The organism is Desulfomicrobium escambiense DSM 10707 (genome assembly GCF_000428825.1).
GTDB lineage: Bacteria > Desulfobacterota > Desulfovibrionia > Desulfovibrionales > Desulfomicrobiaceae > Desulfomicrobium > Desulfomicrobium escambiense.
This window is the reverse complement of sequence record NZ_AUAR01000009.1, coordinates 98,504-122,828: the sequence shown is the minus strand read 5'-3', so window position 1 is coordinate 122,828 and position 24,325 is coordinate 98,504. Positions and strand designations below refer to the sequence as shown.

General features: G+C 61.1%; 20 protein-coding genes. 15 read left to right on the top strand and 5 right to left on the bottom strand.

Features of this window, described 5'->3' with window-relative positions:
* Nucleotides 1–4 precede the first annotated feature (4 nt).
* The 4 genes from G394_RS0110005 to G394_RS0109990 are packed head-to-tail and all read left to right on the top strand — an operon-like array spanning nucleotide 5 to nucleotide 6,439.
* Nucleotides 5–478: a DUF669 domain-containing protein gene (locus G394_RS0110005; RefSeq protein ID WP_028577533.1), complete on the top strand. Its 474-nt coding sequence runs from the start codon at nucleotides 5–7 to the stop codon at nucleotides 476–478.
* The gene (locus G394_RS0110000; RefSeq protein ID WP_013258639.1) at nucleotides 478–960 is read left to right on the top strand and encodes an ERCC4 domain-containing protein; all 483 of its coding nucleotides are present in this window, start codon (nucleotides 478–480) and stop codon (nucleotides 958–960) included. Before G394_RS0110005 ends, G394_RS0110000 begins: the two co-directional genes overlap by 1 nt.
* Nucleotides 912–3,140, top strand: a complete 2,229-nt coding sequence (recD2, locus tag G394_RS0109995) for an SF1B family DNA helicase RecD2 (protein ID WP_028577532.1) — start codon at nucleotides 912–914, stop codon at nucleotides 3,138–3,140. The genes G394_RS0110000 and recD2 overlap by 49 nt, the downstream gene beginning before the upstream one ends.
* Nucleotides 3,137–6,439, top strand: a complete 3,303-nt coding sequence (locus G394_RS0109990) for a CHC2 zinc finger domain-containing protein (protein ID WP_028577531.1) — start codon at nucleotides 3,137–3,139, stop codon at nucleotides 6,437–6,439. Before recD2 ends, G394_RS0109990 begins: the two co-directional genes overlap by 4 nt.
* Before the next feature lie 33 nt (nucleotides 6,440–6,472).
* On the opposite strand, the gene G394_RS21190 is transcribed toward G394_RS0109990, so the two are convergent.
* Together G394_RS21190 and G394_RS0109980 are read right to left on the bottom strand one after the other, a co-directional pair.
* A complete protein-coding gene (locus G394_RS21190) occupies nucleotides 6,473–6,622 on the bottom strand; it encodes a hypothetical protein (RefSeq protein ID WP_043775422.1) in 150 nt (49 codons plus the stop codon).
* Nucleotides 6,623–6,646: 24 nt separating this feature from the next.
* A complete protein-coding gene (locus tag G394_RS0109980) occupies nucleotides 6,647–8,155 on the bottom strand; it encodes a Fic family protein (protein WP_028577530.1) in 1,509 nt (502 codons plus the stop codon).
* A gap of 627 nt (nucleotides 8,156–8,782) precedes the next feature.
* Between G394_RS0109980 and G394_RS0109975 the strand changes: the two genes are divergently transcribed.
* The 3 genes from G394_RS0109975 to G394_RS0109965 all read left to right on the top strand — a co-directional run bounded on the left by G394_RS0109975 (nucleotide 8,783) and on the right by G394_RS0109965 (nucleotide 10,430).
* Nucleotides 8,783–9,556: a hypothetical protein gene (locus G394_RS0109975; protein ID WP_028577529.1), complete on the top strand. Its 774-nt coding sequence runs from the start codon at nucleotides 8,783–8,785 to the stop codon at nucleotides 9,554–9,556.
* Between the two features lie 3 nt (nucleotides 9,557–9,559).
* Nucleotides 9,560–9,838 (top strand): hypothetical protein, encoded by a 279-nt coding sequence (locus G394_RS0109970; protein WP_028577528.1) that lies wholly within the window; start codon nucleotides 9,560–9,562, stop codon nucleotides 9,836–9,838.
* 91 nt (nucleotides 9,839–9,929) lie between these two features.
* Complete coding sequence (locus tag G394_RS0109965; protein WP_015721258.1) at nucleotides 9,930–10,430, top strand: hypothetical protein; 501 nt, start codon at nucleotides 9,930–9,932, stop codon at nucleotides 10,428–10,430.
* Nucleotides 10,431–11,030: 600 nt separating this feature from the next.
* Here G394_RS0109965 and G394_RS0109960 read toward each other — a convergent pair.
* From G394_RS0109960 to G394_RS0109950, 3 genes are read right to left on the bottom strand one after another with little or no spacing between them, the layout of a single operon-like run.
* Entirely contained in the window at nucleotides 11,031–11,945 is a 915-nt protein-coding gene (locus G394_RS0109960; protein WP_028577527.1) for a tyrosine-type recombinase/integrase, read from the bottom strand.
* Nucleotides 11,926–12,300 carry a hypothetical protein gene (locus G394_RS0109955; RefSeq protein WP_028577526.1) on the bottom strand — a complete coding sequence of 125 codons (375 nt, stop codon included), beginning with the start codon at nucleotides 12,298–12,300 and terminating at the stop codon, nucleotides 11,926–11,928. The genes G394_RS0109960 and G394_RS0109955 overlap by 20 nt, the downstream gene beginning before the upstream one ends.
* Before the next feature lie 33 nt (nucleotides 12,301–12,333).
* Entirely contained in the window at nucleotides 12,334–12,528 is a 195-nt protein-coding gene (locus G394_RS0109950) for a hypothetical protein (RefSeq protein ID WP_028577525.1), read from the bottom strand.
* Between the two features lie 140 nt (nucleotides 12,529–12,668).
* Between G394_RS0109950 and G394_RS0109945 the strand changes: the two genes are divergently transcribed.
* The 8 genes from G394_RS0109945 (at nucleotide 12,669) to G394_RS0109910 (ending at nucleotide 24,322) form a co-directional block, all read left to right on the top strand.
* Nucleotides 12,669–12,941, top strand: a complete 273-nt coding sequence (locus G394_RS0109945; RefSeq protein ID WP_028577524.1) for a hypothetical protein — start codon at nucleotides 12,669–12,671, stop codon at nucleotides 12,939–12,941.
* Nucleotides 12,938–13,216, top strand: a complete 279-nt coding sequence (locus G394_RS0109940; RefSeq protein WP_011366961.1) for a hypothetical protein — start codon at nucleotides 12,938–12,940, stop codon at nucleotides 13,214–13,216. The genes G394_RS0109945 and G394_RS0109940 overlap by 4 nt, the downstream gene beginning before the upstream one ends.
* Nucleotides 13,216–14,739 (top strand): terminase large subunit domain-containing protein, encoded by a 1,524-nt coding sequence (locus tag G394_RS0109935; RefSeq protein ID WP_028577523.1) that lies wholly within the window; start codon nucleotides 13,216–13,218, stop codon nucleotides 14,737–14,739. Before G394_RS0109940 ends, G394_RS0109935 begins: the two co-directional genes overlap by 1 nt.
* 114 nt (nucleotides 14,740–14,853) lie before the next feature.
* Entirely contained in the window at nucleotides 14,854–16,362 is a 1,509-nt protein-coding gene (locus G394_RS0109930; RefSeq protein ID WP_028577522.1) for a phage portal protein family protein, read from the top strand.
* A complete protein-coding gene (locus tag G394_RS0109925) occupies nucleotides 16,362–20,951 on the top strand; it encodes a minor capsid protein (RefSeq protein ID WP_028577521.1) in 4,590 nt (1,529 codons plus the stop codon). The genes G394_RS0109930 and G394_RS0109925 overlap by 1 nt, the downstream gene beginning before the upstream one ends.
* Complete coding sequence (locus tag G394_RS0109920; protein WP_028577520.1) at nucleotides 20,948–21,460, top strand: hypothetical protein; 513 nt, start codon at nucleotides 20,948–20,950, stop codon at nucleotides 21,458–21,460. Before G394_RS0109925 ends, G394_RS0109920 begins: the two co-directional genes overlap by 4 nt.
* Nucleotides 21,457–21,810, top strand: coding sequence for a hypothetical protein (locus G394_RS0109915; RefSeq protein ID WP_028577519.1), 354 nt, complete (start codon nucleotides 21,457–21,459; stop codon nucleotides 21,808–21,810). The genes G394_RS0109920 and G394_RS0109915 overlap by 4 nt, the downstream gene beginning before the upstream one ends.
* A 103-nt stretch (nucleotides 21,811–21,913) precedes the next feature.
* The gene (locus G394_RS0109910; protein ID WP_028577518.1) at nucleotides 21,914–24,322 is read left to right on the top strand and encodes a DNA adenine methylase; all 2,409 of its coding nucleotides are present in this window, start codon (nucleotides 21,914–21,916) and stop codon (nucleotides 24,320–24,322) included.
* Nucleotides 24,323–24,325: the final 3 nt, after the last annotated feature.

Sequence of the window (24,325 nt, the reverse complement as noted above, 5' to 3'; positions counted from 1 at the left end):
GACCATGGAACACTACGAAAACCAATCCGGCAGCAACCTCGACCTGGCGCAGTTCGACGACGCCTTTGAAACCGCCGAAGTCGAGGAGCGTGAGTTCGAGGCCGTGCCCGATGGCAAGTACCAGGTCAACGTCGACCGGGTCGAACTGACCCGCGCCCAGACCTCGGGCAACCCCATGCTCAAGTGGACCCTGCGCATTCTTGCGCCGACCCACAAGGGCCGTCTGCTCTGGCGCAACAACGTCATGGCCAGCAACGAGAACATCAAGTGGCTCAAGCAGGACCTCTACACCTGCGGGCTGCAGCTTCAGAAGCTCTCCGACCTGCCGGGCCACCTCGAACAGCTTCTGAACATCAAGCTGGAGGTGACCAAGCGCACTCGCGGTGAAAACGAGAACATCTACTTCAACCGTCGCATTGTCATGGCCGACGATGCCGGGGCTCCCGGCGCGGCGATGGACGACATGATCCCGTTCTGATGATGGACCGGATCACCGTTGTCGTCGACACCCGCGAACAGGAGCCCTACAGCTTCGATAGCGACAAGGTTTCGGCGGTTCGCAAGGCGCTGCCCGCCGGTGATTACTCGCTGGTCGGCCTCGAGGAACGGGTGGCGGTGGAGCGCAAATCCCTGACGGATTTCGTCTCCACCGTCATCCGGGGGCGAAAGCGGTTCCACCGCGAGCTGGAAAAGCTCTCCGCCTACGAATCCGCCTGCGTGGTTGTCGAGTGCAACTTTCGCGATCTGGTCGATGGCCGCTACCGCAGCGATGCCCACCCGCATGCGCTGATTGGAACGGTCGCCTCCATCGTCGTCGACTTCGGTGTCCCCGTCTACTTCTGCTCGGACCGGCAGGCCGCCTGCCGTTTTGTCGAGGAGTACCTGACACGTTTTCACCGGAGGATCGCGAGATGCCAAAAAGAAATGAGAGTAACCCGGCGCGACTCCGGGGAAGAATAGAGCGCGTTTACTATGCCGGACCCAAGTTCTCCGCAGGCCGACTGCTCACCCCGACCGGTGAGGAAGTCCAGTTCGCGGGCAATTTGTTCGCCCGTGAAAATCAGCCTGTGGTCCTGCTCGGGTCGTGGTCCACCCATCCCAAATACGGCCGTCAGTTCAAGGTCGACGGGATGGAGCACGACCTCGAACTCGACCCGGAGGGGCTGATCCACTATCTGGCTAACCATCCGGAGATCAAGGGCATTGGTCCGGCCAAGGCCAGATTGATCGTCGAGAGTTTCGGCGACGCCTTTGAAAAAACCCTTCTGAACGACCCCGAGCGCATTGCGCTCAAGGCCCGACTGCCCTTGGATGCTGCCCGGCGGCTGCGTGACGAATGGTTGAAGAACCGCAGCGTCAACGCCGTCATGGCCTGGTTGTCGGCATTCGGTCTGACCCATCATCAGGTCACCACTCTGGTCGAAAGACTCGGCGGCAACTGCCTCGATATCCTGAAGGAAGACCCGTACATCCTCATTCGGGAGATCCGGGGATTCGGCTTCAAGAAGGTCGACAAGATCGCCCGCAAGCTGGGAACCCCCAAGGACCATAACCCTCGTATCCGGGCCGGGTTGAATTTCTGCGTCCGTGAAGCCCTGGACAATGGCCACTGCTGGATCGAATACGAGGATCTGGTGGACCAGGCCAACCTGCTGCTGGTCATGGATGCCCTGGACAGCCGGGTTCGCATCGAGAGCGCCCTCGACGTGCTCATCGAAGAACAGGCGCTTGCCTGCGATTCCCACGGCGGACGTTTTGTAGTCGCCCTGCCGGAGATCGTCCGTATGGAGCGGGAGCTGGCCTCGCTGTTCGGCCAGGCCGAAACACCCAATCCTCATTTCCAGTCCGTCAAGAAACTCGACGCCCTGATTCGGCGCTGCGCGGTGACGCTGAACGAGAAGCAGCTTGAAGCTGTGCGCTCGGCACTCAAGCACAGCATCAGCTTGATCTCGGGTGGAGCCGGTTCTGGCAAGAGCTACACCATCTCGGTCATCAACACCATCTGCGAGGAGAGTGATCTGGAGGTCGTGCTCGCCGCGCCGACCGGTAAGGCGGCCAAGCGTCTGGAGGAAGTCAGCGGTCGCAGCGGCACCACCATTCACCGTCTGCTCGGCTATGACGGCAAGGGCTTCTCCCGCAGCAAGGAGAACCCCATCGATGCCGACGTCCTGGTGGTCGACGAGTTTTCGATGGTCGACGTGCCGCTGGCCTGGCATCTGTTCGAGGCGGTCGACCTGTCGCGGACCACGGTGCTGCTGGTCGGCGATCACAACCAGCTTCCGCCGGTGGGACCCGGAAACATCCTGCGCGATCTGATTCAGACACGCGCCATCCCCACGGTCATCCTCGACAAGGTCGTGCGCCAGGCTGGCGTCCTCAAGGAGAACTGCACCGCCGTTCTCAAGGGCGAGGTGCGCAAGACCAGCGAGGCGTCGGTGGCCGGATGCCGGGATTGGTATCTGGTGGATCAGTTCACCGACCCGATGGCTGCACGCTCGTTCCTGCTGGAGCTGTTTCAGGAGCGGCTCGACGCCCTGGGGTTCGACATCATCAAGGACGTGCAGGTGCTGACGCCGACCCACAAGGGGCCGCTCGGCACCAAGGAACTGAACGAGGAATTGCAGCGGCTCATCCAGCGCAAACTCTGGAACACCGAGGTGCCGCCGGTCGCCATGGGACGCCGCGCCCCGTTTCTCAAGCACGACAAGGTCATCCAGACCCGGAACAATTACGACCTGAACGTGATGAACGGTGCCATCGGCTATGTGGTCGATGTCCTCGCGAACGGCACCTTGGTCATCGACTTCGACGGCATGCCGGTGGAGCTGGAGAAGGGTTCGCCCGACCTTCAGGACCTGCAGCTCGCCTATGCGCTCACCATCCACAAAACCCAGGGCTCCGAGTTCCCCTGCGCCGTGTTGGTGGTCCACAAGGCGCATTCCTTCATGCACCACCGCAATCTGCTCTACACCGGGGTGACTCGTGCCCGGCGCACCGCCATTGTCCTGGGTGACCATTGGGGCATCCAGAACTGCGCCAAGCGTTGCCAGGTGGATGACCGCCGGACCTTTTTGCCCCTGTTTCTGGACGCCGCCCAGCACGCGGATGCCGATTTCGCCCGTGTCGCGGAGGCCGAATGAGTATGGGCGGAACGGATAACGTCAGGGAGTATTACCGGCTCGTCACCGAGATGGACATCGGTGACGTGGCCCGGGAACTCCTGCCGGGACGGATCACCCAGGAGACCGGCCAGCGCTTGATGTGCGACTGCCCCAACCATCAGAGCCAGTCGCGCCTGTCGCTGCACGTGATGCTCGACAAGCAGGGCTGGTACTGCTTCGGCTGCGGAGCCGGCGGTGATGTGCTGCAGCTCGTTGAGTTCATTCAGACGGGCTCGGTCACCGCCGGGCAATCCGGTCCGATGACGGACAGCCACCGTCAGGCCCGGGACTATCTCGCCAAAAAGGCGGGCTTGCCGCCGCTGTCGCGCTATGGCCTGAGCCAGGAGCGTCTGGCCCAGACGGAGGCCGACCGTACCTTCGAACTGCGGGTCAAGGACGCGCTGACCTCGCTGGCCAGGCTTTACCACGCCAGGCTGAAGGAGTCGTCGGAGGTCCTCGACTGGCTGAAATCCAAATACGCCCTTAGCGAGGAGACCATCGACGATCTCCTGATCGGCTACGCGGACAACGCGTCCGGCGCGGTCGCCCAACTGACCGGGGGTGAGGACGGTTTTTCCAAGCGGGAGCTCGCCGCCACCGGCGCTTTCCGTCCCACCAGCCAGGACGGCCTGACGCCATTTTTCGAGCGCCGCATCGTCTTTCCCTACTGGAGCCGTGGCCGAGTGGTGTTCATGATCGGCCGCAAGACGCCGTGGACCCCGGACGTGGGCTGGGAGCAAGGGAAATACAAGAAACTGCCGGTTCATGACGAGCACCAGCGGCCCTACGTCGCCGACTTCATCAACAACGCGCTGCTGTTCAACGAGGACTGTCTGCTGGCCCGGCCCGGCAAGGTGATCATCACCGAGGGGGTGACCGATTGTCTGGCGCTGATGCAACTGGGCCTGCCCACCGTATCTCCGGTCACCGTTCGCATCCGGGCCGCCGATTGGGAACGCCTGATCCCCAAGCTGCGCGGCGTCGAAACCGTCTACATCTGCCAGGACAACGAACTCTCCCAGGCCGGTCTCAAGGGGGCGCTGCAAACCGCCCGCACCCTGGCCGAACACAAGATCGACACCCGCCTGGTGACGCTGCCCTTGTCGGAGACACAGATCTCGGCCCGGCAGGAGCTGACCGAACGCTTCGGCCTGACGGCGAGCGTGGGGCCGAAGGAGCTGGCCAAGCTGCTGGCGGGACGTCCCGCCGAGGAAATCAAGTCGGCCGAGGTGCTTCTCGCCACCGCCAAGATCGACGTCAACGATTACATTGCCGCCGGGCATACCCGGGAGGATTTCGAACGCCTGCTCGCCGAGGCCAGCACGCCCATCGAGTTCGGCGTGCGCTCGCTGCCAGAGGGCGCTGAGGAAGAGGAACGCAACCGCCTGCTCGAACCGATACTGGGGGAGATTTCCGAGCAGTCTCCGTTGGAACAGGCCCGCCTGCTGAAGCTGGTGCAGGAGCGCATCGGTGGTGGCGTCTCCATGGCCACCCTGAAGGAACAGATCCGCGCCATCCAGAAGGACCGCAAGGTCGAGTTCCGTAATGAAAAGAAGAAGGCCAAGCGGATGTCCGGCGCGATGCCCGGATCATGCCGCGCCAGGGTCGACGAGGTGCTGATCGACACGGAACTGGAGAACGGCGCTCCCGACTACACCCTGGCCGCCGAGGCCGCCTACGACTGGTTCACCGCCAACGGTGCCCAGTTCTTTCACACCCTGCAGGGCGAGCCGTTCATGTATTTCGATAACGCCATCTACTGGATGGATTCACCGGACCGTGGCCGCAAGCGCCATTACGCGGCCATGCTCTACAAGCACACGGGCATGGTGCCGACCTCCAACGGCGGACGGACATTTTTCGAGGTGCTGCCCAGCCTGGCCATGATCCGTGGCCAGGTGCGCGACCATTTTTCCTGGCTGCATACGGATGTGGCTTCCTACACCGTCTATTTCAACCTGAACAATCCGGAGCACGAGATCGCCAAGATCACCCCGGACGAAATTCAGATCATGAAGAACGGCGGTAACGAGGACGGCATCATCCTGGATGGCTCGCGGAAGATGAAGCCGCTGAAATTCCTGCCCGACGCCGACCTCGAAGAGGCGGACCGGCTCCTGGTCGATCTGCTGGTGGGCAACATGACCTGTCCGCAGGGAGATCGCTTTCTCATCCTTTCCTGGCTCTCCTGTTTCCTGCTGATCGACTTCGCCGGGACGCGGCCCATGACCCGCTTCGAGGGCTCGGCCGGATCGGGCAAGACCACCGCCAGCAAGATCACGTCGACGCTGCTTTACGGCGAGCCCCAGCACAAGAAAGCCACCGACGCGGCGAACTACACCGATGGCTCGCAGAACCCGCTCATCGTCCTCGACAACATCGAGGTCAAGCAGATGACCGAGGATCTGACCACCTTCATGCTGACCAGCATCACCGGCATCGCCAAGGAGAAACGCAAGAGCGGCACCGACAGCGAGACCATCACCGAGCGGACCAAATGCCTGCTGAACACCACCGGCATCGAGCCGCTGTGCGGGGAGCTCTCGGAGGTTCAGTCACGCAGTTTTGTGATCAATTTCGATGTCGCCAACCAGGGCAATGACTGTTTCATCGAATCCGAGGTTGTCGCAGGCATCCAGCAGCATCGTGACCTCATCATTTCGGTCATCATGAAGCGGACCCGGGTGGTGCTGGCGATGATGCGAGACGGCATGAGACGCCATGCCATGAAGCTGTTGCACGAGGCCCTGGGGAACCACGACAAACGCCGCTGCAATGAGTATCTCAGCCTGATGTACCTGATGATGCTGGCCGGATCGAGCCGTGAAGAGATGGAACAGGGGCTGGAAGCGTTGGCACCGGCATTCGCCCGGCAAATCGAGTCGCTCAACCGGACCAGCCGGGATACGGCCCGGGATTCAAACCATACGGCCACCGCGCTGGCGACCCTGTTCAACGCATGGCGCACCGCGACCGAAACCAATGCGCATGATGTTTACGGAGACCGCCGGACGGACCCGGTTCAGGAGTTCGTCCAGCGGTATCAGATCCGCTTTGAAGACGATGGAAGTTTACGGGAGGTTCTTTCCCGGGACCTGTTCGTGGCCCTCAAGCGAGTCGCTCGGGATTTCGGTCTGCGTTTCGAGATGGACTCATCCCGGCAATTCGCACAGCGGCTGGTGAATGATCTGGAGACCATCCGGGGGGCAGGGTTCGAGATTGAAATAGGCCAGAAGCGATACGGCACAAAACTCTACACGATCCGCCGCATTGAATGACCCGGGAAGAGGGGCAAATGATGCTTTTCCTCTTCAGGTTGTCGCCCGCCGCTCCCGTAGTCGCTTAATCATTTCTGCGGCTGGCTGAACCTTGCCATCCTTGATCTGGCGTTCGCCAAGGACCAGAATTTCTTGGAGTGCAACAGTGTGTTTGCTCTGCTCGTTTTGATCGATTTTCTTCATTTCACACCCCCATTGCTTTGAAGCTCAGTCCCTCGCGTATCCTTCCCGGACGGCATTTTCCATGTCGGCCAACTCGTCATCGGTCAGAAACCCGAAATGCGATTCCCTCTTTCTCGCCGAAAGGCGACCATTGTTTTGCAGGCAGAGCTGGATAAAAAGATCAATGAGGCGGTCAGGCATGTCCACGATCTCCTGAATGGCCTGCTTGGTCTTGTCGTAACTCGCCAGAAAATCGAGTTCTTCCACCAGTTCGTGCTCGATGGTGAGCTTGACGAAATCATACAACGCCTCCGCCTGAGCGGTCATGTCGATGTACCTGTACAGAGGTCCGGTCTCATCCGGCACGGTCATCTGGCCGAGATCGTCCAAGTCGTATTCAACCAGCCGCATCAGCGGGTTTGAGAACGCCTCCAGGGAGTGATCGTAAAGCGCCGGATTTTTCAGCATGGCGGCGGAGACCGGGAACATGAGCCCTTTCGGGATCTCGCCGCGCAGAAACAGGATATTGTGAATGAGAAACCGGTGAATACGGCCGTTGCCGTCCTCAAAGGGATGCATGAAGACGAATCCGTAGGAGATGGCGGCGGCATGGATAATGGTGGGGACCGCGCCCTCCTTCATCACTTGATGGGCAGCGAGTAGTCCCGCCATCAGTTCCGGGAGGTCGTCGGGCTTCGGGCAGACATAGTGAACGAGCTGCTTCTGATAGGAAATAGTTTGACCGACGTAGTTCTGGTTGGCCCGGTAGTCCGTGTCTCGAAATCGGGGATCGACGATGCGGTTCTGCACGTCGATCAGGAGAGGCTTCTCGCAAAAGTCCTTGTGCTCGGCCATCTCCAGCAAGCCGATGAATTTCTCTATCCGGGAGGCGCTCGGCTTGATGTGTTCGATCTCGAATGAGGACTTGGTCTCTTTGTTATACAGGTAGCTTAGTGCCCGTCTGAGAAGCTCCGGTGGATAGGAGGTCACGACCTCTTCGCACCGTTTCTGCAGGTCGATTCCTTCCATGGCGGCGAGCTTTTCGGTGCGCCGGATGATGGGACAGAAATCATTCCCGCCAAGCAGATTGTCGATGACTCTCTGACGCTGCATGCGACGGCCGGGCGCTGCGGTGTAGTAACGGTCCGGCTCGAGCAGCTCGATGTAATTCCCCTTGGTCAAATCCGGCAGCGGGAGTTCCCGCCCGGTCAGGAATTCATACAGGAACCAGATCCTGCGGGCGTATTTCCCGGTCGGTTTCGAGCTGATCCAGGCCGCTATCTCGTCTGCTGGGACCACGTCGAAAAGGGCCGACAGGATGCCAAGGTTCACGCCGTCGTACTTGAGGGCGAACTCCAGATGGTCTCCCGTCCCGTCTCCGGGCCAATAGGACTGGGGGTAGACGGATTCCACCTGCCCATCCTGAATAGTAGAGCGCAGCGTCCCCGTCGGGCTGACTGAGGACGTGTGCCAGTTCGGCAAAGCTCTCAAGTCGAATTGCTCTATCAGAAACGCATAGCCTGCCAGCCGGTTCTGTGTCGTGTCCAATGTCATCACACCTCAAAAAATCGTTACGTTTCTCAAAAAATGATTACTATGAGCCTTTGAGTTAAAAATATAGTTACATTATCAGCAGTTTTCAAGAAAATTGTTTGGGATGCCTGGGTGAGGGGTCAAAATGGGGGGTGGTCCTCAAAAAACGTATTTGCAACTCAAAATATGATTACAAACAGGCATTTTTTACGAAATACAGTTACAGAGGCGTCGGAATCCGGCGGAGGATGCACAGCCTCCGGTAGAAAGACCTTTCTACGCTGTAGAATGTCCCGGGAACCACTTTCTACGCAGCAACCCATTGGTTTCAATCGGTTTTCATCGGAAGCGTAGAAAGGGTAGAAAGGTTTCCGGGGTCACTTCCCCTGACTCATGAATTTTTCAGCCCCATGACCTCGGTGCTGGCTCACGGGAAAAATCCCCGTGCGGCAAGTAACCTCCATAACCTTTCTACACTTTCTACCATCATAATCATAACCTATTGATTACAAGTCTGTTTTTGCTTGTAGAAAGGTACCGTAGAAAGGGGCGGAGACGTAGAAACCCCTTTCTACAGCTCCGTCACTCGCTCAGGGGCTCCGGTAAGTAACTGGAAACGATGACTACCAACGTTTCCGGAGAATTGCCATGAGCTTGCTGACCACCATGATCCGTCACCTCGGCACGGATGCCCCCAAAGCCGACAGCCAAGCCAGTCTCGCCGTTTCCGAGACCTCGGAACACTGCCAGTCCCTTTTCGTCACCACCGATCTTGAAATCAGGAAGTTCGCCTGGGTCCGGACGGGTGAGATCGACATCGAGCAGAACGGCAAGGTTTTTCGTCTGCTTTCGCCTGAATACTTTGCCTGGCTGCGTTCCCGCATGGTCACGGCCCAAGCCGCGCACAAGGCCGGAAAGCTCCCCGAGGATGCCTGGAACACGCTGCGGCAGCGATTCAACGCCCTGCAGGAGCTGGCCATCCGGGAGTTCGGCAAGGAAAGCCTGCAGGAGGTCCTGCATTCCTTTTCCCCGAAGAACTACCGGCCACCCGCGCTTCGTCCCGAACCCCAGGAGAAACCCGTCGAAGTTCCCAGAAAGGACTGGATTTATCCCGGGAACCAAGCTTGGAAATGTAAGCAGCCGGTAACTTCCCAGGCTGTCGCCAAGGTCGACGCCATCCGTGAGGAGGCCATGGCCAAGAGCTGGTCCGAGGCACGCCTCTATCAGAACCAGGGCCGGTTTCGGTTTCCCTGCGGCGAGGACTACGGCCTGGTCTGTTTCGTCGATGGCGATCAGGAGATTGGCGAGGTCACCGAGCGTTTTATCGAAATTGTCCACGGGCCGAAGTCCGGGCGTCCCAGCACGCTGCGGTTCTACAACCCGGACGTGCCGCAGCCGTGGATGAAGAAAGTGGAGGATTGAGCCGTGAAGAAAAAGAAACGCTACGCCAACGCCAAGGATGTCTTGCCCGAGGAACTCTTCGAGCAGGTTCAGAAGCACTACACCGGAATTCTCTGGGTCCCTGCACCGAGCCGCTTCTACCAGGAACGCCGTGACCTGGTGCTTGCCCTTCATCTGCAGGGGATCAGCAGCCAGGAGATCTCCAACCTCGCCGGTGTGACCACCCGCCGGGTCAACCAGATCATCGCCGCCGAACGAAAACAGGATCGGGACCGACAGTTGAGCGCCGCTTCCGGTAAGTAACCCCTGAACCGGCGGGAGCGCGTTTGGAGGCTAAATCGGCCTCCCGCCCCGCATCCCGGCTTGGGAAAACAATATTCGGCAGGATTTCCACGTGGCACTGAACAAACCGGACAAAGAGACGCTGGACCGCTGGCACCGCAACGAGGGCAAGACCGAACCGCCCCGGCGCGGGCCTGGTGCGCCCGAGGGCAATCAGAACCGGCTGCGTCACGGCATCTTTGCCGACCGCTGCCTGACGCCGGAAGAGAAGGTCATGTTCGACGCGATCATCGACCGCCTCAACCAGGACTTCGAGTTCAACAAGTCCAGCGACTTCCTGCAGGTGGAGCTGGTGGGCGTCTACTCGGTGAAGCTGGTCCGCGCCCAGATCGAGGGGAACACGGACGCCGCCGAAAAGCTCGACCGGATGATCCGCTGCCACATGAAGGACCTCAAAACCACCAAGATCGCCCGCGAGGGTGAGGAGCCGAAAGGCCCGCAGACCTCTCCGGCGGAATGGGCGGCGGCGCTGCTCGAGAAGGTGGCCGAGGCCGCAAACGCCCCGGGCGCGAAACCCTCCGGCCGCAAGAAACGCGGAAAGAATTGCGGATAACACCATGGAGGGCCTTTCCGATGACCCCGGCACACGGCGACTTGCGGCAGACAGCTTCACCAGGAATTGCGGATAAGACGTGTTCCTTGCACTTTCGGAATCGGCATTCTCCGGCTGCCGATCATCATTTCCACTCCTCGACCTCCTCCTGCAGCTCTCGATATCCGCTTGGGATGTGTGCGCATAAGCCGAACCGCATAAGCCAAGTAGATATCGGCATGTTCACGCCGGGGCTCTCTCACACAACCCAAGTAAATATTGGCATATCCAGCCCCAGGCAGAACCGGCCAAGCCCCGCAAACAGCCATTACATCGGCAGCGGCCCTCGCACATGCCAAGCAGATATTGCCATGTGTGTTCCGCGACTGGAGCGCATAAGCCAAGCAGTTATAGCGATGTGCGGCCGACAGACAGCGAAGGAGAAATTCCGGTCAATCGATATTTCCCGCTCCGCCTGGGAGACTAAGAACCATCGTCATGATCAATCATCATCGGCGGATGTGTTCTTTTGCGGGCACTGTCATTCACTGTCTTCGACACTGTCTCGCCCAACGAAAACAGGAGCAGCCGAGGCCGCTCCCATCGTCGGGTTCGGAAGGATCAGAGTCGTTCGAGGGCTTCCTCAAGCTGGCCGTCCACGAGGTGGGTGTAGATCTGGGTGGTGGACACGTCCCGGTGCCCCAAGGCCCGCTGCACCACGAGCAGGTCATTGGTCGCGCCGTAGAGGTGGGTGGCGAAGGTATGCCGCAGCCCGTGCGGCGTCAGTTCCTTTTCGATCCCGGCCTTCCGCAGCCAGTGGGCGAGCCGGTTGGCTATCTGCCGCTGGCAGAGTCTGCCGTCCCGGTTCGACAGGAACAAGGCTTCCATTTCCGGGCGGCCGTGTCGACGGCGCTCGGCCAGGTAACGGCGCAGCAATGTGCGGAGGTCGGTCTTGATGAACTTGACCTGCGGCACATTCCCCTTGGCCCGCACCCGCAGATGCTTGGCGTCGAGGTCGATGTCATCCATGTCGAGCGCGGCCAGCTCGCCAAGCCTGATCCCGGTGCCCAGCAGCACCTCGATCATGGCGCGGTCGCGCAGCGCGGAGAAGTCGGTCCGTCCTTTGAGCTCCTTGAGCAGACGTTTCTTTTCGGCGGTGGTCAGGAAGACCGGCAGCTTTCTCGGCAGCCGATGCATGCGGATGGACCGGGCCGGATTGTCATCGACCACGCCCGCCTCGGCGGCCCAGGCGAAAAACGCCCGCACCGCCGCCTTCATCCGATGGAGCGAGGCCGCCGAGCGTGGGCCTCGCTCACTCTCGGTGACCGCCCCGGCGGAAAACACCTGGTCGAGGAGCCCGGCCGTGACTTCCCGGCAGACGATGCCCGGGGCCAGCTCATCGGCAACGCGGGCCACCAGGGCGAGGTCTCGGCGGTATGCGGCTATGGTCGCAGGGGAGCGACCTTCGGCCGACAGGCGGGCACAGAACGCCTCTGTCGCGCCCGTCAGGTCGAGGTCAGCCGTTCGGTTGCTCATCGCTGGACTCCTTCACCCGGCTGTGGCCCATGGGTGTGCTCTTGGGCAGCGGCAGCTCCTCGATGCGCCCAGATTCCATGGCCCATACCATCATCATGCGGAACACCCGGACGGTCTTGGCGACGGTGCGTTCGGCTCGCTCCTTGCCGTCGGGGAGTTTGAGCAGCAGGTCGGACTTGTAGAACTTGCCGACCTGGGGAAGCCGGATCTCTGCGAGCTGGCGATCCGCGCCGAAGAAGGCCTCCACTACATCGAGGTCCTTCCGGTAGGTGTAGAGGGTCCGCTCTTTCTTTCCGGATTCCCGCAGGTGGCCGATGAAAGCCTCGGCGGCTTGATGCACGGTGCATTCGCTCATGTCAATGTCTCCTTTGTCGGTGGCTCGGTGTGTTCAGGACAGGAACTCGTCCAGCTCCCGCAGCAGTTCCTCGACGTGGCCGAGGGAGCCAACGCTCGCCCAGTTGATGTCCGGCTGCTTCGCGTCCGTTTCGAGCTTGCCGCGAATGCCCTCGATCAGCCGGGCGATGTTCTCCTGCTTTTCTCGGTACGCCTTGAGTGCCTGCTGGCGGTTTCTGTCGTAGGTCATGGCCTGCCTCCGGTTCCAGTTTTCGTGGATGCGGGACCATCCCGCGTCACATCCAATGACGCTTCTATTTCGTTGGAAATCAAGTGTTTGCAGAGATCTTTCTGCATGTGCCCCAAACCCATAACCCAAAGGAGATCAACATGTTGAAGAAGACCCTCGAATGGACCATTCCGCTGGCGCTGGCCGGGATCATGACCGGCTGCGCCACCTACCGGCCACCTGCCCAGATCCAGTCGGCGGTGGCCACCGTCAACCGCCACACGCCCGGGTACGTGACCGAGGCCAACAAGGCGCTGCGCGAGGTCGGCCACCCGGACGCCGAGCGCCTGACCGGAGTCGGTCTGCGCCTGCAGACCGCCGTGGACGCCCTTGACCAGTGGGCCAACGGCGCGAACCAGGAGGCAGGCCAATGAAAGAGATTCTTCAGGAGAACAGCGATGCCGTTCGCCAGGCCGGTGAGGCCCTGGTCGAAATCGGCACCGAGCTGGCGGCGGGACGGATTGAGAACGCCCTCGGCCGTCTGGAAGCGGCCCAGCAGCAGTACCGGGCTTGGGCGGAGTTGGACCAGGCCATCATCGACATTCAGGAGGCTGTCCACGACAGGAAGAACACTCTGGCCGTGCAGCAGATCCTGACGGAACTGGTGGGCACCATCCTCGGCAGCGCCTTGAGGACGGGAATGCACTGATGGCGGTAACCGACAAGGAGCGCAAACTTGCGGCGACCCTGAGCGATCCCGTGTTGTGGGGGCAAGCCTACCTCTACAACCGGGATGGCTCAGGCCGCGACTATTGGCCGCATCAGGTGGAGGACCTGCGCTGCCCGGCCAAGAACATCATCCACCTCGACGGCCGGGACGTGGGCAAGTCCATCGTGCTCTCGACCGACGCGCTCCATTACGCCTTTACCACCCGGGGCGGCCAGGGCCTCATCGCGGCTCCGCACCAGGGGCACCTCGATACCATCATCGAAGAGATCGAGTTCCAGCTCGACACCAACCCGGATCTGATGAACAGCATCGCCCTGACCAAGTACGGCAAGCCCAAGATCCACCGCAAACCCTACTTCCGGCTGGAGTTCACCAACGGTTCGGTGCTCTATTTCCGCCCGGCCGGGGCCTATGGCGACGCCTTCCGGTCCTTGCACGTGGGCCGCGTCTGGGTCGATGAAGGAGCCTGGCTGACCGAACGGGCCTGGAAGGCGCTGCGCCAGTGCCTCAAGGCCGGGGGGACGCTACGCATCTACTCAACGCCCAACGGCCTGCGCGACACCACCTATTACCGGCTCACCTCATCGGATCAGTTCCATGTGTTCCGCTGGCCGTCTTGGCTCAATCCCCTGTGGACCGAGGATCGCGAGGCCGAATTGCTGGAGTTCTACGGCGGCCGTGACAGCTCCGGTTGGCAGCACGAGGTGGCCGGTGAACACGGTAAGCCATCCTATGGGGCCTTCAATGTCGAGCAGTTCAACCTCTGTCGGCAGGATCTGCTGGAGTACCAGAAGATCGTCATCACCGATTCCGAGATGCGCGACTGCGACACCGAGGAAGCGGCCCACGACCGGCTGGAGATGCTGCTCAACCTCACGCCCCGCAGCGGTCAGTTCTGGGTCGGCGGCGACCTGGGCTACACCAACGATCCCACCGAGATCGTCGTATTCCAGGAGTTGGAGATCGGCGAGCGGACGCTGCTGAAGATGATCCTGCGCGTTCATCTCGAACACGTTTCCTACCCGCACATCGCCCAGATCATCGCGCTGCTGGAGCGTTACTACACCCCGGCGGGCATCGGCGTGGACAACGGCGGCAACGGCCTGGCCGTGGTCCAGGAGCTGCTCACCCTGGACAAGTACAAAGGGCTGGAGCTGGAAGGCAGGCTCAAGGGATACGACTTCGGCGGCATGACCCGGCTGGCGGTCCGCGACGGCAAGGAAGTCAAGAAGCGGACCAAGGAGCTGATGACCAGCCTCATCAACGGAGCCCTGCAGCGCAAGCAGCTCATTTTCCCCTCGGACGATCTGGAGGTGGAAGACCAGTTCACCACCCACACCTACACCCTGCGGGACGGCAAGATCATCTATTCCAAGGGCAACGACCACATCATCGACGCGGTGCGCTGCGCCATGCTGATCCGGGAGGAAGGCAACCTCGACCCGGTCGGCGAAGAGGTGGTCTCGCTCAAGCCGGTGCTCACCAATCCGGTCTTCATCTGACCGCATCCTCCGACGCTTTCCACCCCGCTCCGGTAAGTAACAGGCATCGAGCCGGATTCGGCCCACACGGGCCGGATGTGCGGCTGTCATGGCCGAAACTACCGAGAGGATCACGTGGAAAGCACCGCCCATCAGGACGAACAACCCGAAAGCCTGGACACCACCGGCTTTGTCATCGCGCCGCTGGCCGCTGCGGCCGCGCTCGACTCGGCAGCCTTCAGCAAGGTCAACGCCGCCGAGGCGATTCCTGCCACCTGGGAAGAACGCGCCCGCAAGGCATGGGAATACTATGTCGAGGAGCCGCTGGTGAAGAACTGCGTCAACTCCTGGCGCACCTTCGCCGTGGGCGACGAGATCAAGATCACCAGCGACGACGAGACCCTCAAGGAGCAGGCCCTGGAGGCCGCCTGGCGGCTGAACATCTCGCAGTTCATCAAGGACATGGTTCTTCAGCTCCTGGTGAAAGGCGACGCCATCGGCTTCAAACGCTTCACCAAGTCCGGCCAGGACATCGAGGAGCTGGTCTGCGTCAACCCGGTTTCGGTCAAGGTCAAATACGCCCAGGGCGAGCTGATCGAGGCCCGGCAATTTCCCGAGGACACACCCGGCGGCGGCGAATCCATTCCGCTGCCCGTCGAGCAGGTGGTCCACCTCAAATGGGACGCACCGGCCTTCTCGCCCCGAGGCAACTCCCTCGTGCTTCCCGCCTTTCAAGCCATCGAACTGCTGCGCGACTACCGCCGGGCCGAACAGGCCATCGCCAAGCGCTGGGCCACGCCGTTCCGCCTGCTCAAGGTGGGTGGCGCGTTCGGCCAGAAGATGGTGATGCCGGACCAGCGGATGCTCGAACAGGTCCGCGACATGGTCAACAAGATGGACATGAAAAGCGGCCTGGTGGTCCCGTTCTACGTCAACGTCGAAACCCACGGCACCGACGGCCAGGTCCTCAACGTCGAGGACAAGGTCAAGGAGGTGAAGGAAGACATCGTGGTGGCCTTGGGGCTGTCACGCTCGCTGGTGACCGGCGACGGTCCGAACTTCGCCACCGCCTCGGTGAGCATGCAGAAGATGATGGTCATGATCCGCGAGATCAAACAGGCCGCTCGCAAGCTCCTCGACTGGGTGTTCGACGACTGGATGGAACTTAACGGCCACGGCGACAAGAGCATCCAGTTCATCTTCAACGACCTCGACCCCAGCGACGCGGTCGATTTCAAGAAGCTCCTCATCGAACTCTACGACCGCAAACTCATCAGCCGCTCCAGCCTCCAGCTCAAGATGGACCTGGACCCGGACATCGAGGCCGCCAACCGCGAGACCGAACGCAAACAGATCGACCTGATGGACGAGAAACAGGTGAAGCCGGTGGTGGATATGGTCGTCTCCGGCATCCTCAGCGTGCCTCGTGCTCGGAAGATGCTCGGGATTCCGGCCGAGGACGATGAACCCACGGCGGAGGCGGCATTAGTCTGGTCGGGCGACCTGGAGTCCACCGGCATTGCTGCCGTGTGCGACGAGTGCAGCCACTTCATTGCTGACACCAACCACTGCCGGGTCCACAACAGCGAGCGCACCTTCGACGCCCCGGCCTGTCGTTTCATCGACCGCCGGGAGCCCCGCTGATGCCGTCGGACCTCAAGCAGCGCATCCAAGCGGCCACACTGAAGAGTCTGACGGCCCGCAACCGCTACAACGACCAGGTCACGGCCCAGCTCACCCAGGCGCTCAAACAGGCCGAAGACGAGGTCGCCCGCGCCATCCTCCAGTACCGCTCCCTCGGCTCCCTGCCGGACAACAAGCTCGCCGCCCTCAAAGGGCTGGAAAAGCTCCAGCTCGAACTCGACGACACCATGAAACGGCTCAAGCGGGAGCAGACCCTGGTCTTTCGCAAGACAACCAAGGACTCCTTCAAGCTCGGCATCCAGCAGGGAATCGGCGAACTCGCCGACGCGGCGCTGCCGTTCTACGCCGACCTCAAACCAGAAGGCATCGACAAGCTGGCCACTAAGGTGTTCACCATCGTCGACACCAATGCCCTCGACTTCATGGTGCAGTACAACCTCACACTCGCCGGTGACGTTCACCGCGAACTCGCAGACGGCATCAAGCGCACCATCCTGAACGGCGTCGCCACGGGTAAGGGAGCCGACGACATCGTCCGGGATATGGGCAAGGTGATCATCGACAAGGACTCCTTTCGCCAGGCCGGAAGCCGGGTGTTCAGCAAGGCTCAGTACCGCATGGAGATGATCGCCCGCACCGAGGTCCTCCGCGCCCACAACATGGGCAGGCTCAAATTCCACGAGCGGGTCGGCATCCAGAAACTGGAATGGCTGGCCATGGAGGATGAGCGCATGTGCCCGGTCTGCGGCGGCCTGGACGGCAAGACCTTTCCCATCGACAAGTTCCCCCAGCAACCCGCGCATCCGCACTGCCGCTGTACCAACATCGTGGCCTGGCCGATGACCGTCTGCGGTAGCGAGATGGCAACCAAGGCCGCCGCCCAGGCATCGCAGGGGGACGCCTGCATTCTACCGCCCCATGTGCTGGAAGGCATGGCCGCCGCCCAGGCCAAGGAGAACGCCAAGCTCAAGAGCGCCTTTGAAACCGGCGACATCGCCGACCTCGGTTCGCTGACGGTCAAACAGCTCCAGACCCTGGCGAAACAGAACGGCGTGGCCATTGCCCGGACCAAGGCCGATTTCATCAAGCTGCTCGATCTGGCCGAACCGGGGATCGATCACGGTGACCTGGCCGGAGCGGCGCTCAGCGCCAAGCTCAAGGAACACAAGATCGGTCTGCTGCGGACCAAGGAAGAACTGGTCGAGCTGCTGGGACTGAAGCAGGCGGAACTCAAACAGGCCAAGCTGCTCGCCGCCCAGATGGCGAAGATCCCGCCCGCCGAGGGGCTGGAAGGCATGACCGCCCAGCAGCTCAAGGAGATGGCGAAGGAGAACGGCATCTCTCTCAACATGACCAAACAGGAGACCATCGAGCTGCTCGACAAGCTGGAGCCCGGCGTGGATCACAGCGGCCTGATGGGCAAGGAACTCGCGGCGGCCAAACAGAAGCACGGCATCGGCATCCTCAAGAACAAACAGCAGCTCGTCGAAGCGCTACAGAAGAAGGCCGGTGCCGACATGGCCGAGTCGGTCAAGAAAAAGGCGGTCGACGAGGCCAAGCAGAAGTTGATCCTGAAACAGAAAACGGCCCTCGAAGACGCCGCCAAGGCCGTGGTCGTTCCCGACACGCCGACCGGCTATAAGGATTTCCTCGACGCGATTGCCAAGGCGGAACAGGCGGTTTCCGGCGGCACCGATCTGCCCCAGGAGCTGCTCGCGGCCCACAGCAAGGAAATCGCCCTCAAAAAACAGCTCTTCCAGGATCAGGTCGGAAAACTGAAATCGGCAGAGCTCAAGACGCTCGCCAAGGAGACCAAGGTCCAGTATTGGCAGTGGGCCAACAAAGACGAGCTGACCACGCTCTTCACCGAGACCGACCCGGCGAAAATCAAGGCGGTTCAGGCCAGCATCGACACCAAGCACGCGGCCTGGGCCGAAAAGCATGGAGGCAAGAAGAAAACCGCTCCTGCCAAGCCCGCCACGCCGAAGAAAGAGCCGCCGAAACCGGCTCCACAGCCGAGCCCGGTCAAGCCGCCCGAGGCCAAGATCGGCAAGAAAGGCGCGGAGTTCGCCACAGTCGATTCAGCGTGGCAGCAGAAAGGTCTGCCGTCAAAATTCAAGAAAACCGGCAAGGCCGCAGTCGGCGGCGCACACGAAAAGGAGTTCTGGACCGACGAAAACGGCGACAAATGGCTGTTCAAGCCCATTGGCCGCAAGGATGATGAGTTCATCGCCTTCGGAGAGGAAGCCGCCTACAAGATCGGCCGCCTGATCGACCCCCATTCCATCGAGGTGCGCACCATCCAATTGAACGGCCGCACCGGCTCCATCCAGAAATGGCGTACCGATCTGCGGGACGACTTCGATTTTCGCAACATCCTGCCACAGGATCTGACCACCATCGAACTGGAGCAGATCCAGCGCGAGCATGTGGTCGACTGGCTGATCGCCAACCACGACGGACACTCCAAGCAATTCATCCGCGCCCGGGACGGTCGCGTCTACGGCATCGACAAAGGCCAGGCATTCAAGTTTCTGGGCCAGGACAAGCTCTCGTTCGACTATCACCCCAACGGCGTCTGCGGCGAGGAAGAGCCGTTTTACAACAAGGTCTTCCGGGGGGCCAAGGAAGGGAAGGTACGGGTCGATCCGAACGCGACCCTTCGCTACATCCAGGAAGTCGAAAAGATCGCCGACGAGGATTACCTCGATCTGCTGCGGCCATACGCCGAGGGACGGTTTTCCAAGGACCCGGCCGGGATGCGGCATTTCTACGATCTGGCCCTGGAGCGGAAACACAATCTCAGGCGGGACTTCGAAGGCTATTACGCCGATGTGCTGGGGGATCGGGGCTTCCGTTTCGACAAGCTGAGCGCCGCCACCGGGAAGAAAAAGTTGCTCTCCTCCGCCGAAGAGACCCTGGTCGAAGAGGCCCGCAAACTCGGCTGGCAGGGCAAGACGCTGCCCTTCGACAGTGGCGACGTGGAGGACCAGAACGCGCTGATCTTCACCGAGAGTTTCAAAGGGAAGAAGCGAACCGTGGTCAAGATGAAGATCCGGCCGGACACCGACCGCCGCATCGACGAGGTGCTGCGCAGGTATGTGCAGACGGCGGTCGGGGAAAAGGGACAACCGCTGGTCGAAGACAGCTTCTTTCCGACGATTCTGGACGCCGTCAAAAACGTCAATTTCCACGTGGGCGACGGCAAGTACAACCGGACCAAGATCGACAAGGCACTGCGCCTGCGCAAGAAACTGGAGACCCTGCAAAAGAACACCGACCCCAAGGTCAAGGAGATGGCGGACCATTATCTGAAATGGGTCAAGGAGATCGAAGAGTCCGTCGACTGGGACCGGGCCACCAACGGCGTATTCGAGCAGTACCTGCCCAAGCTCGACGCGCAGAAACCCAAGGAGAAACCGCCGTTCAAGGTGGAACGCGGCAAGGTGACCCACATCAAGCGCAGGATCGGTTCCGGCACCATTACCGTCGAGGCCGACGACATCGACAACCGGACGCTGTTCAATCACAACTCCCGCATGCAGGACGGACACCAGTACACCGTCACCTTCGAGGACGGCACCCGGGTCCGCTATCGCCCCTGGTCGGACACCAACCTCTACGCCCAGCGCGGCGAGCTGGAAATGTTCCTGGATGGCGACGCCACCCCCGGACGGGTCGAGGCGATGCTGGAAAAGCTCGAACAGCTTGGCATCGACACACGGGTGGCCACTGCGGAAAACGCCGAGCAGATGTACCTCGAAAAGCTCGCCTACATCCGCAAGACCGACAAGAGCGCTGATTACAAACGGCTGCAGAAATCGCTCGACGACCGCAACGCCAGCACCACCGAGCGTGTTCAGGCCCTGCGCGGCTATTGGCAAAAGGAGCTGGGCGTCCAGGACATCACCCAACTTTCCGGATACAACCCGCTGGGCGAATACCAGGCGGGCTTTCTGGACCGCGACGCCAAGGGCGGATACCGGCACCAGTTCCGGTTCGACATCACCGAGGAGGACCTGGAAAAACAGATGAAGGGCTATTCGCTGGTCCACGATCTGACCAACGGCGAGAGCATGTCCGGCTTCATCGACATGATCATGGAGAACAACGGAGCTATGGTCAGCACGGTAGAGAAAATGCGCATGGGCGTGGCTCCGGGCGGAATGTCCCCGGTGGCCGACATGCAGACCGGCGGCGCGAGCTATTTTTTCACCCGGATCAAGAAGCAACCGGCCAGCGACGCCTCACCGGCTCTCTATTTCAAGAAACAGATGCTGCGGCGCATGGACGCCATCAGTTATGACCATGACGCCTACGGCAAGGTGATCGACGACTACGTGCAGCGCAACCGGGGAGCCAGCATCGACGACTGGAAGCGGTTCTCGCAGCGCCATGGCAACGAAACCATCTTCAAATACTCGGTGACGCTGCTGGACAACGTCGAGTTCATCGTGGCCAGAAGCGACAACGAACGTCGGGAGATCATCCAGAGTTTCACCCGGCGCGGCATCAAGAAACTGCCCGACGGGCGCAAGGTGGAGGACATTGTCCATACCCCGCAAAGCTGGAGCAAACGCAAACAATGACCATAAAGGACTTTATCGAACAGGAGAAACGACGGCTGCAGGAAGCGCTGCACTGGTTCAACAACCGGGGCAGTCGCATGACCGTCAGAGAATCCGGGGATCTCTTTCTGGACGCCCTGGTGGACAGCTTCACCGTCACCCGGATCGCTCCCCATTTCGACACCGCTGGAAACCATCTGCACACCGATTTCTGGCTGTTGTGGAAGGCACTCGGTTACGACGAGGGCTTTCAGCACGCCCACACCATCAAGGTGGTCGATGTCCGGGTCGAAGACACACTGATGGCCGAACATGACGGCAAGGAGGCCGAAGGCTGGCTGATTGTCGAGCTGACCGACGATCTGGGCCGGATTCACCATGTCGAAATGATCGAGCCGGTCTCGGAGCCCGAGCTCGCGGCGGACTGGCAACGCTGGATCGCCTACCGCCAGAAAAGCGCCGAAAGATTCCGCCGGATCGACGCCCAGCTTCTAGCCGAACATCTCCGGATCGCGGAGGACTGGTCATGAAACTGCGCTATATGCTCGACTCGATAATCGCAGACCGGCAAGCCACCGCCCCGGAATACGTGCCCGTGGGCGTCTGGGTTCAGGGGCCGGGTCCCGGTCTGGATGTGGAGATGTACTATCTCGACCGTGGGCCGAACGGGCTTGCCGACCGCAGGGACGAGGCCGCCTGGGTGGTCAACCGTCTGGTCGAGGCCGGGGCCACCTCGCTTCCGGCGGATTTTCTCGAATACCACCGGCTGTCCCGCTCCCCCTATGACGGGGTCTTTTCCGAGATCACCGAGAGCGACGAATACCCCTCCCTCGACGCCTGCGGAAAGGCCGTTCTGGCCCGGCTGAACCCCGCCCGCTGAAATTCGCCGTCACCCTCCGACACATCGCCGACGCTTCCGGTAAGTAACCGCTGAATGCTCCCCGCAGGTCGCGGAGAGCACAGCAAACTGACCGGAGACGTTGATGGAACTGTTCGCCACAGACCTGGAAAGGCTGGCGTTTCTACTGGAGGCCGATGCGGCGCTGACTCTCGATCCCGATGCGCTCGGGACCGAGGCCGCCGAACAGTCCGCTCCTGAAGAGCTCCCTCCCGAGAAGCGCCCCAAGTACATCACCAACTACATCGGCAGTAAGCAGAAGCTCGTCGACTGGATCTGGAAGCATACCCCGGAAGGCGTTGGCACCGTGCTCGACGCCTTTTCGGGGTCTGCGGTCGTGGCCTACATGTACAAGACCAAGGGCCTCCAGGTCATCGCCAACGACCGGCTCCGCTACTGCCACCATGCCGCCAAGGCGATCATCGAGAACAACTCGGTTCGCCTGAGCGAGGACGAGATCGAGGCACTCCTGGCCGACAACGCCAAGGCGGGCAGCTTCGTTCAGGACAACTTCAAGGGCATCTTCTTCGCCAAGGGCGTCCATGCGCTGATCGACACCATCCGCGCCAACTGCGACAAGCTCTCCGGTTTCAAGAAAGACATCGCCCTGTTCGGCCTCGGCAAAACCTGCATGAGCGGCAAGGGCGGCTTCGGCCACTTCTCGTCGTCCACCGATTATGGCCGCCGCCAGGACACCCCCGACGAGTTCAAGGATCGTCTGCGCAAGAATCTGCAGCGCATCAACGCCCTGGTCTTCGACAACGACAAGGAAAACAAGGCATACCGGCAGGACATCAACGATCTGCTGCCGAAAGCCAAGGCGGATCTGGCCTACTTCGATCCGCCCTACGCCACCGAGTTCTCGACCACCAACTACGAGCGGGCCTACCACTTCGTGGAGGGGCTCATGACCTATTGGGAAGGGCTCGAAATCAAGGCCGACACCAAGGTCAAGTATTACGAGACCGACCACAAGACCGTCACCAAGGCCAACGCCAGCGAGTTTTTCCAGACCTTCCTCGGCAATGCCAAGCACATCCCGCACTGGCTGATCTCCTACCGCGATCACGCCTATCCCAACGAACAGGAGCTGAAGCGGATCATCGGCTCCTTCGGCAAACAGAGCCGGATGAAGTCCAAGGATCACCACTACGCCATCACCTCCAAGCACGGCGAGGCTTCCAACGCCAAGGAGCGTCTGTTCGTCTGCGCTCCCGGGGCCAAGGCCAGCGCCGAACGGGAGGAGAAACCCTTTCCGATGGCCGCCGCCGCGAACTTCCACACCAGCATCCCCGTGGACATCCGGCTGGGCGATGGTGAACGCCTCGCGACCGAGGCCATGGATGTCGGTTCGGCGGGCGACCCCCAGTTCAGCTTCGTTCTCTGCCGCACCGGGACCAACAAGAACGGCGACCACTTCACCGCCGAGGAGTTGTCCGGTCGGCACATGACAGCCGTGAACAAGAAGGTCGATCTGCAGCATTCGCAGGAGTTCAACGACATCGTCGGTGGCATCGTCGCCGCCGACTACCTGGAGGACGACAACGGCGGCCGCGTGGAATGCGTCGGCGAGCTGTACGTCCACGACACCCCGGCCGCCAGGCTGGCCTACAAGCTTATGAAGCGCGGGATCATCTCCCAGGTCTCCATGGAGTGCGACTACCAGGAAGGCGAATGTTCGGTCTGCCATAAGCGCTTCCAAAACAAGGCCGATTACTGCACGCACCTGCGCAAGTTCAAGGGCCGTGATTTCAATGGCCAACCTGTTTTCGAGATTCTGCACGGCGTCACTTTCACCGGACTGGGACTGCTCGACCGCAAAGGCGCGGACGAGAACGCCAGGATTCTGCAGGTGGCGTCCCTTCAGAGCCAGCCCGACCAATCCCAACCCGAAGGAGATTCCACGATGGAAGACAAAACCAAACCCACCGATGACCAGGCCGCCAAGACTGAATCTGACGCGGCCAAGAAGAAACCGGCCCAGCAGGAAGGCGATCCTGCTCGCGTTACCGACCTGGAAAAGGAAAACCGGCAGCTCAAGGCCCAGGTCGCCGAGCTGCAGAAACGAGTCCAGGAACTGGAAGCCGAACAAAAGGCGGCCGCCTGCCGCTCCCGGGCCAAGAAGCTGCTCACCCGGCTGGAGAAGCAGGGACTCTCCTTCGCTTCCGAGGAGGACCGGGAAGCCGAACTGAAACGCCTGGCCGAACTGTCCGACGAAGCCTTCGCCGCCACCGAGGCCGCTTACGAACGCCTGCCCAAGTCGGCCAAAGCGGACAAGGACAAGGAAGAGAAACCCGCCGACAGCGACCAGGGCGGCAAGCCCGCCGCCAAGGCCTCGACGGAAACCCCGCTGCGCAGCGACGCCGGTGTCCGGCCCCACGATGTGGACGACCGCAAGGTGTCGCTCGAGGACCGCCTGCGCGACGGGTTCATGGCCGCTTACCGCAACCGTGTCGGCGAGGACTCTCCCGAACACTCGGAAATCAACGCATAAGGA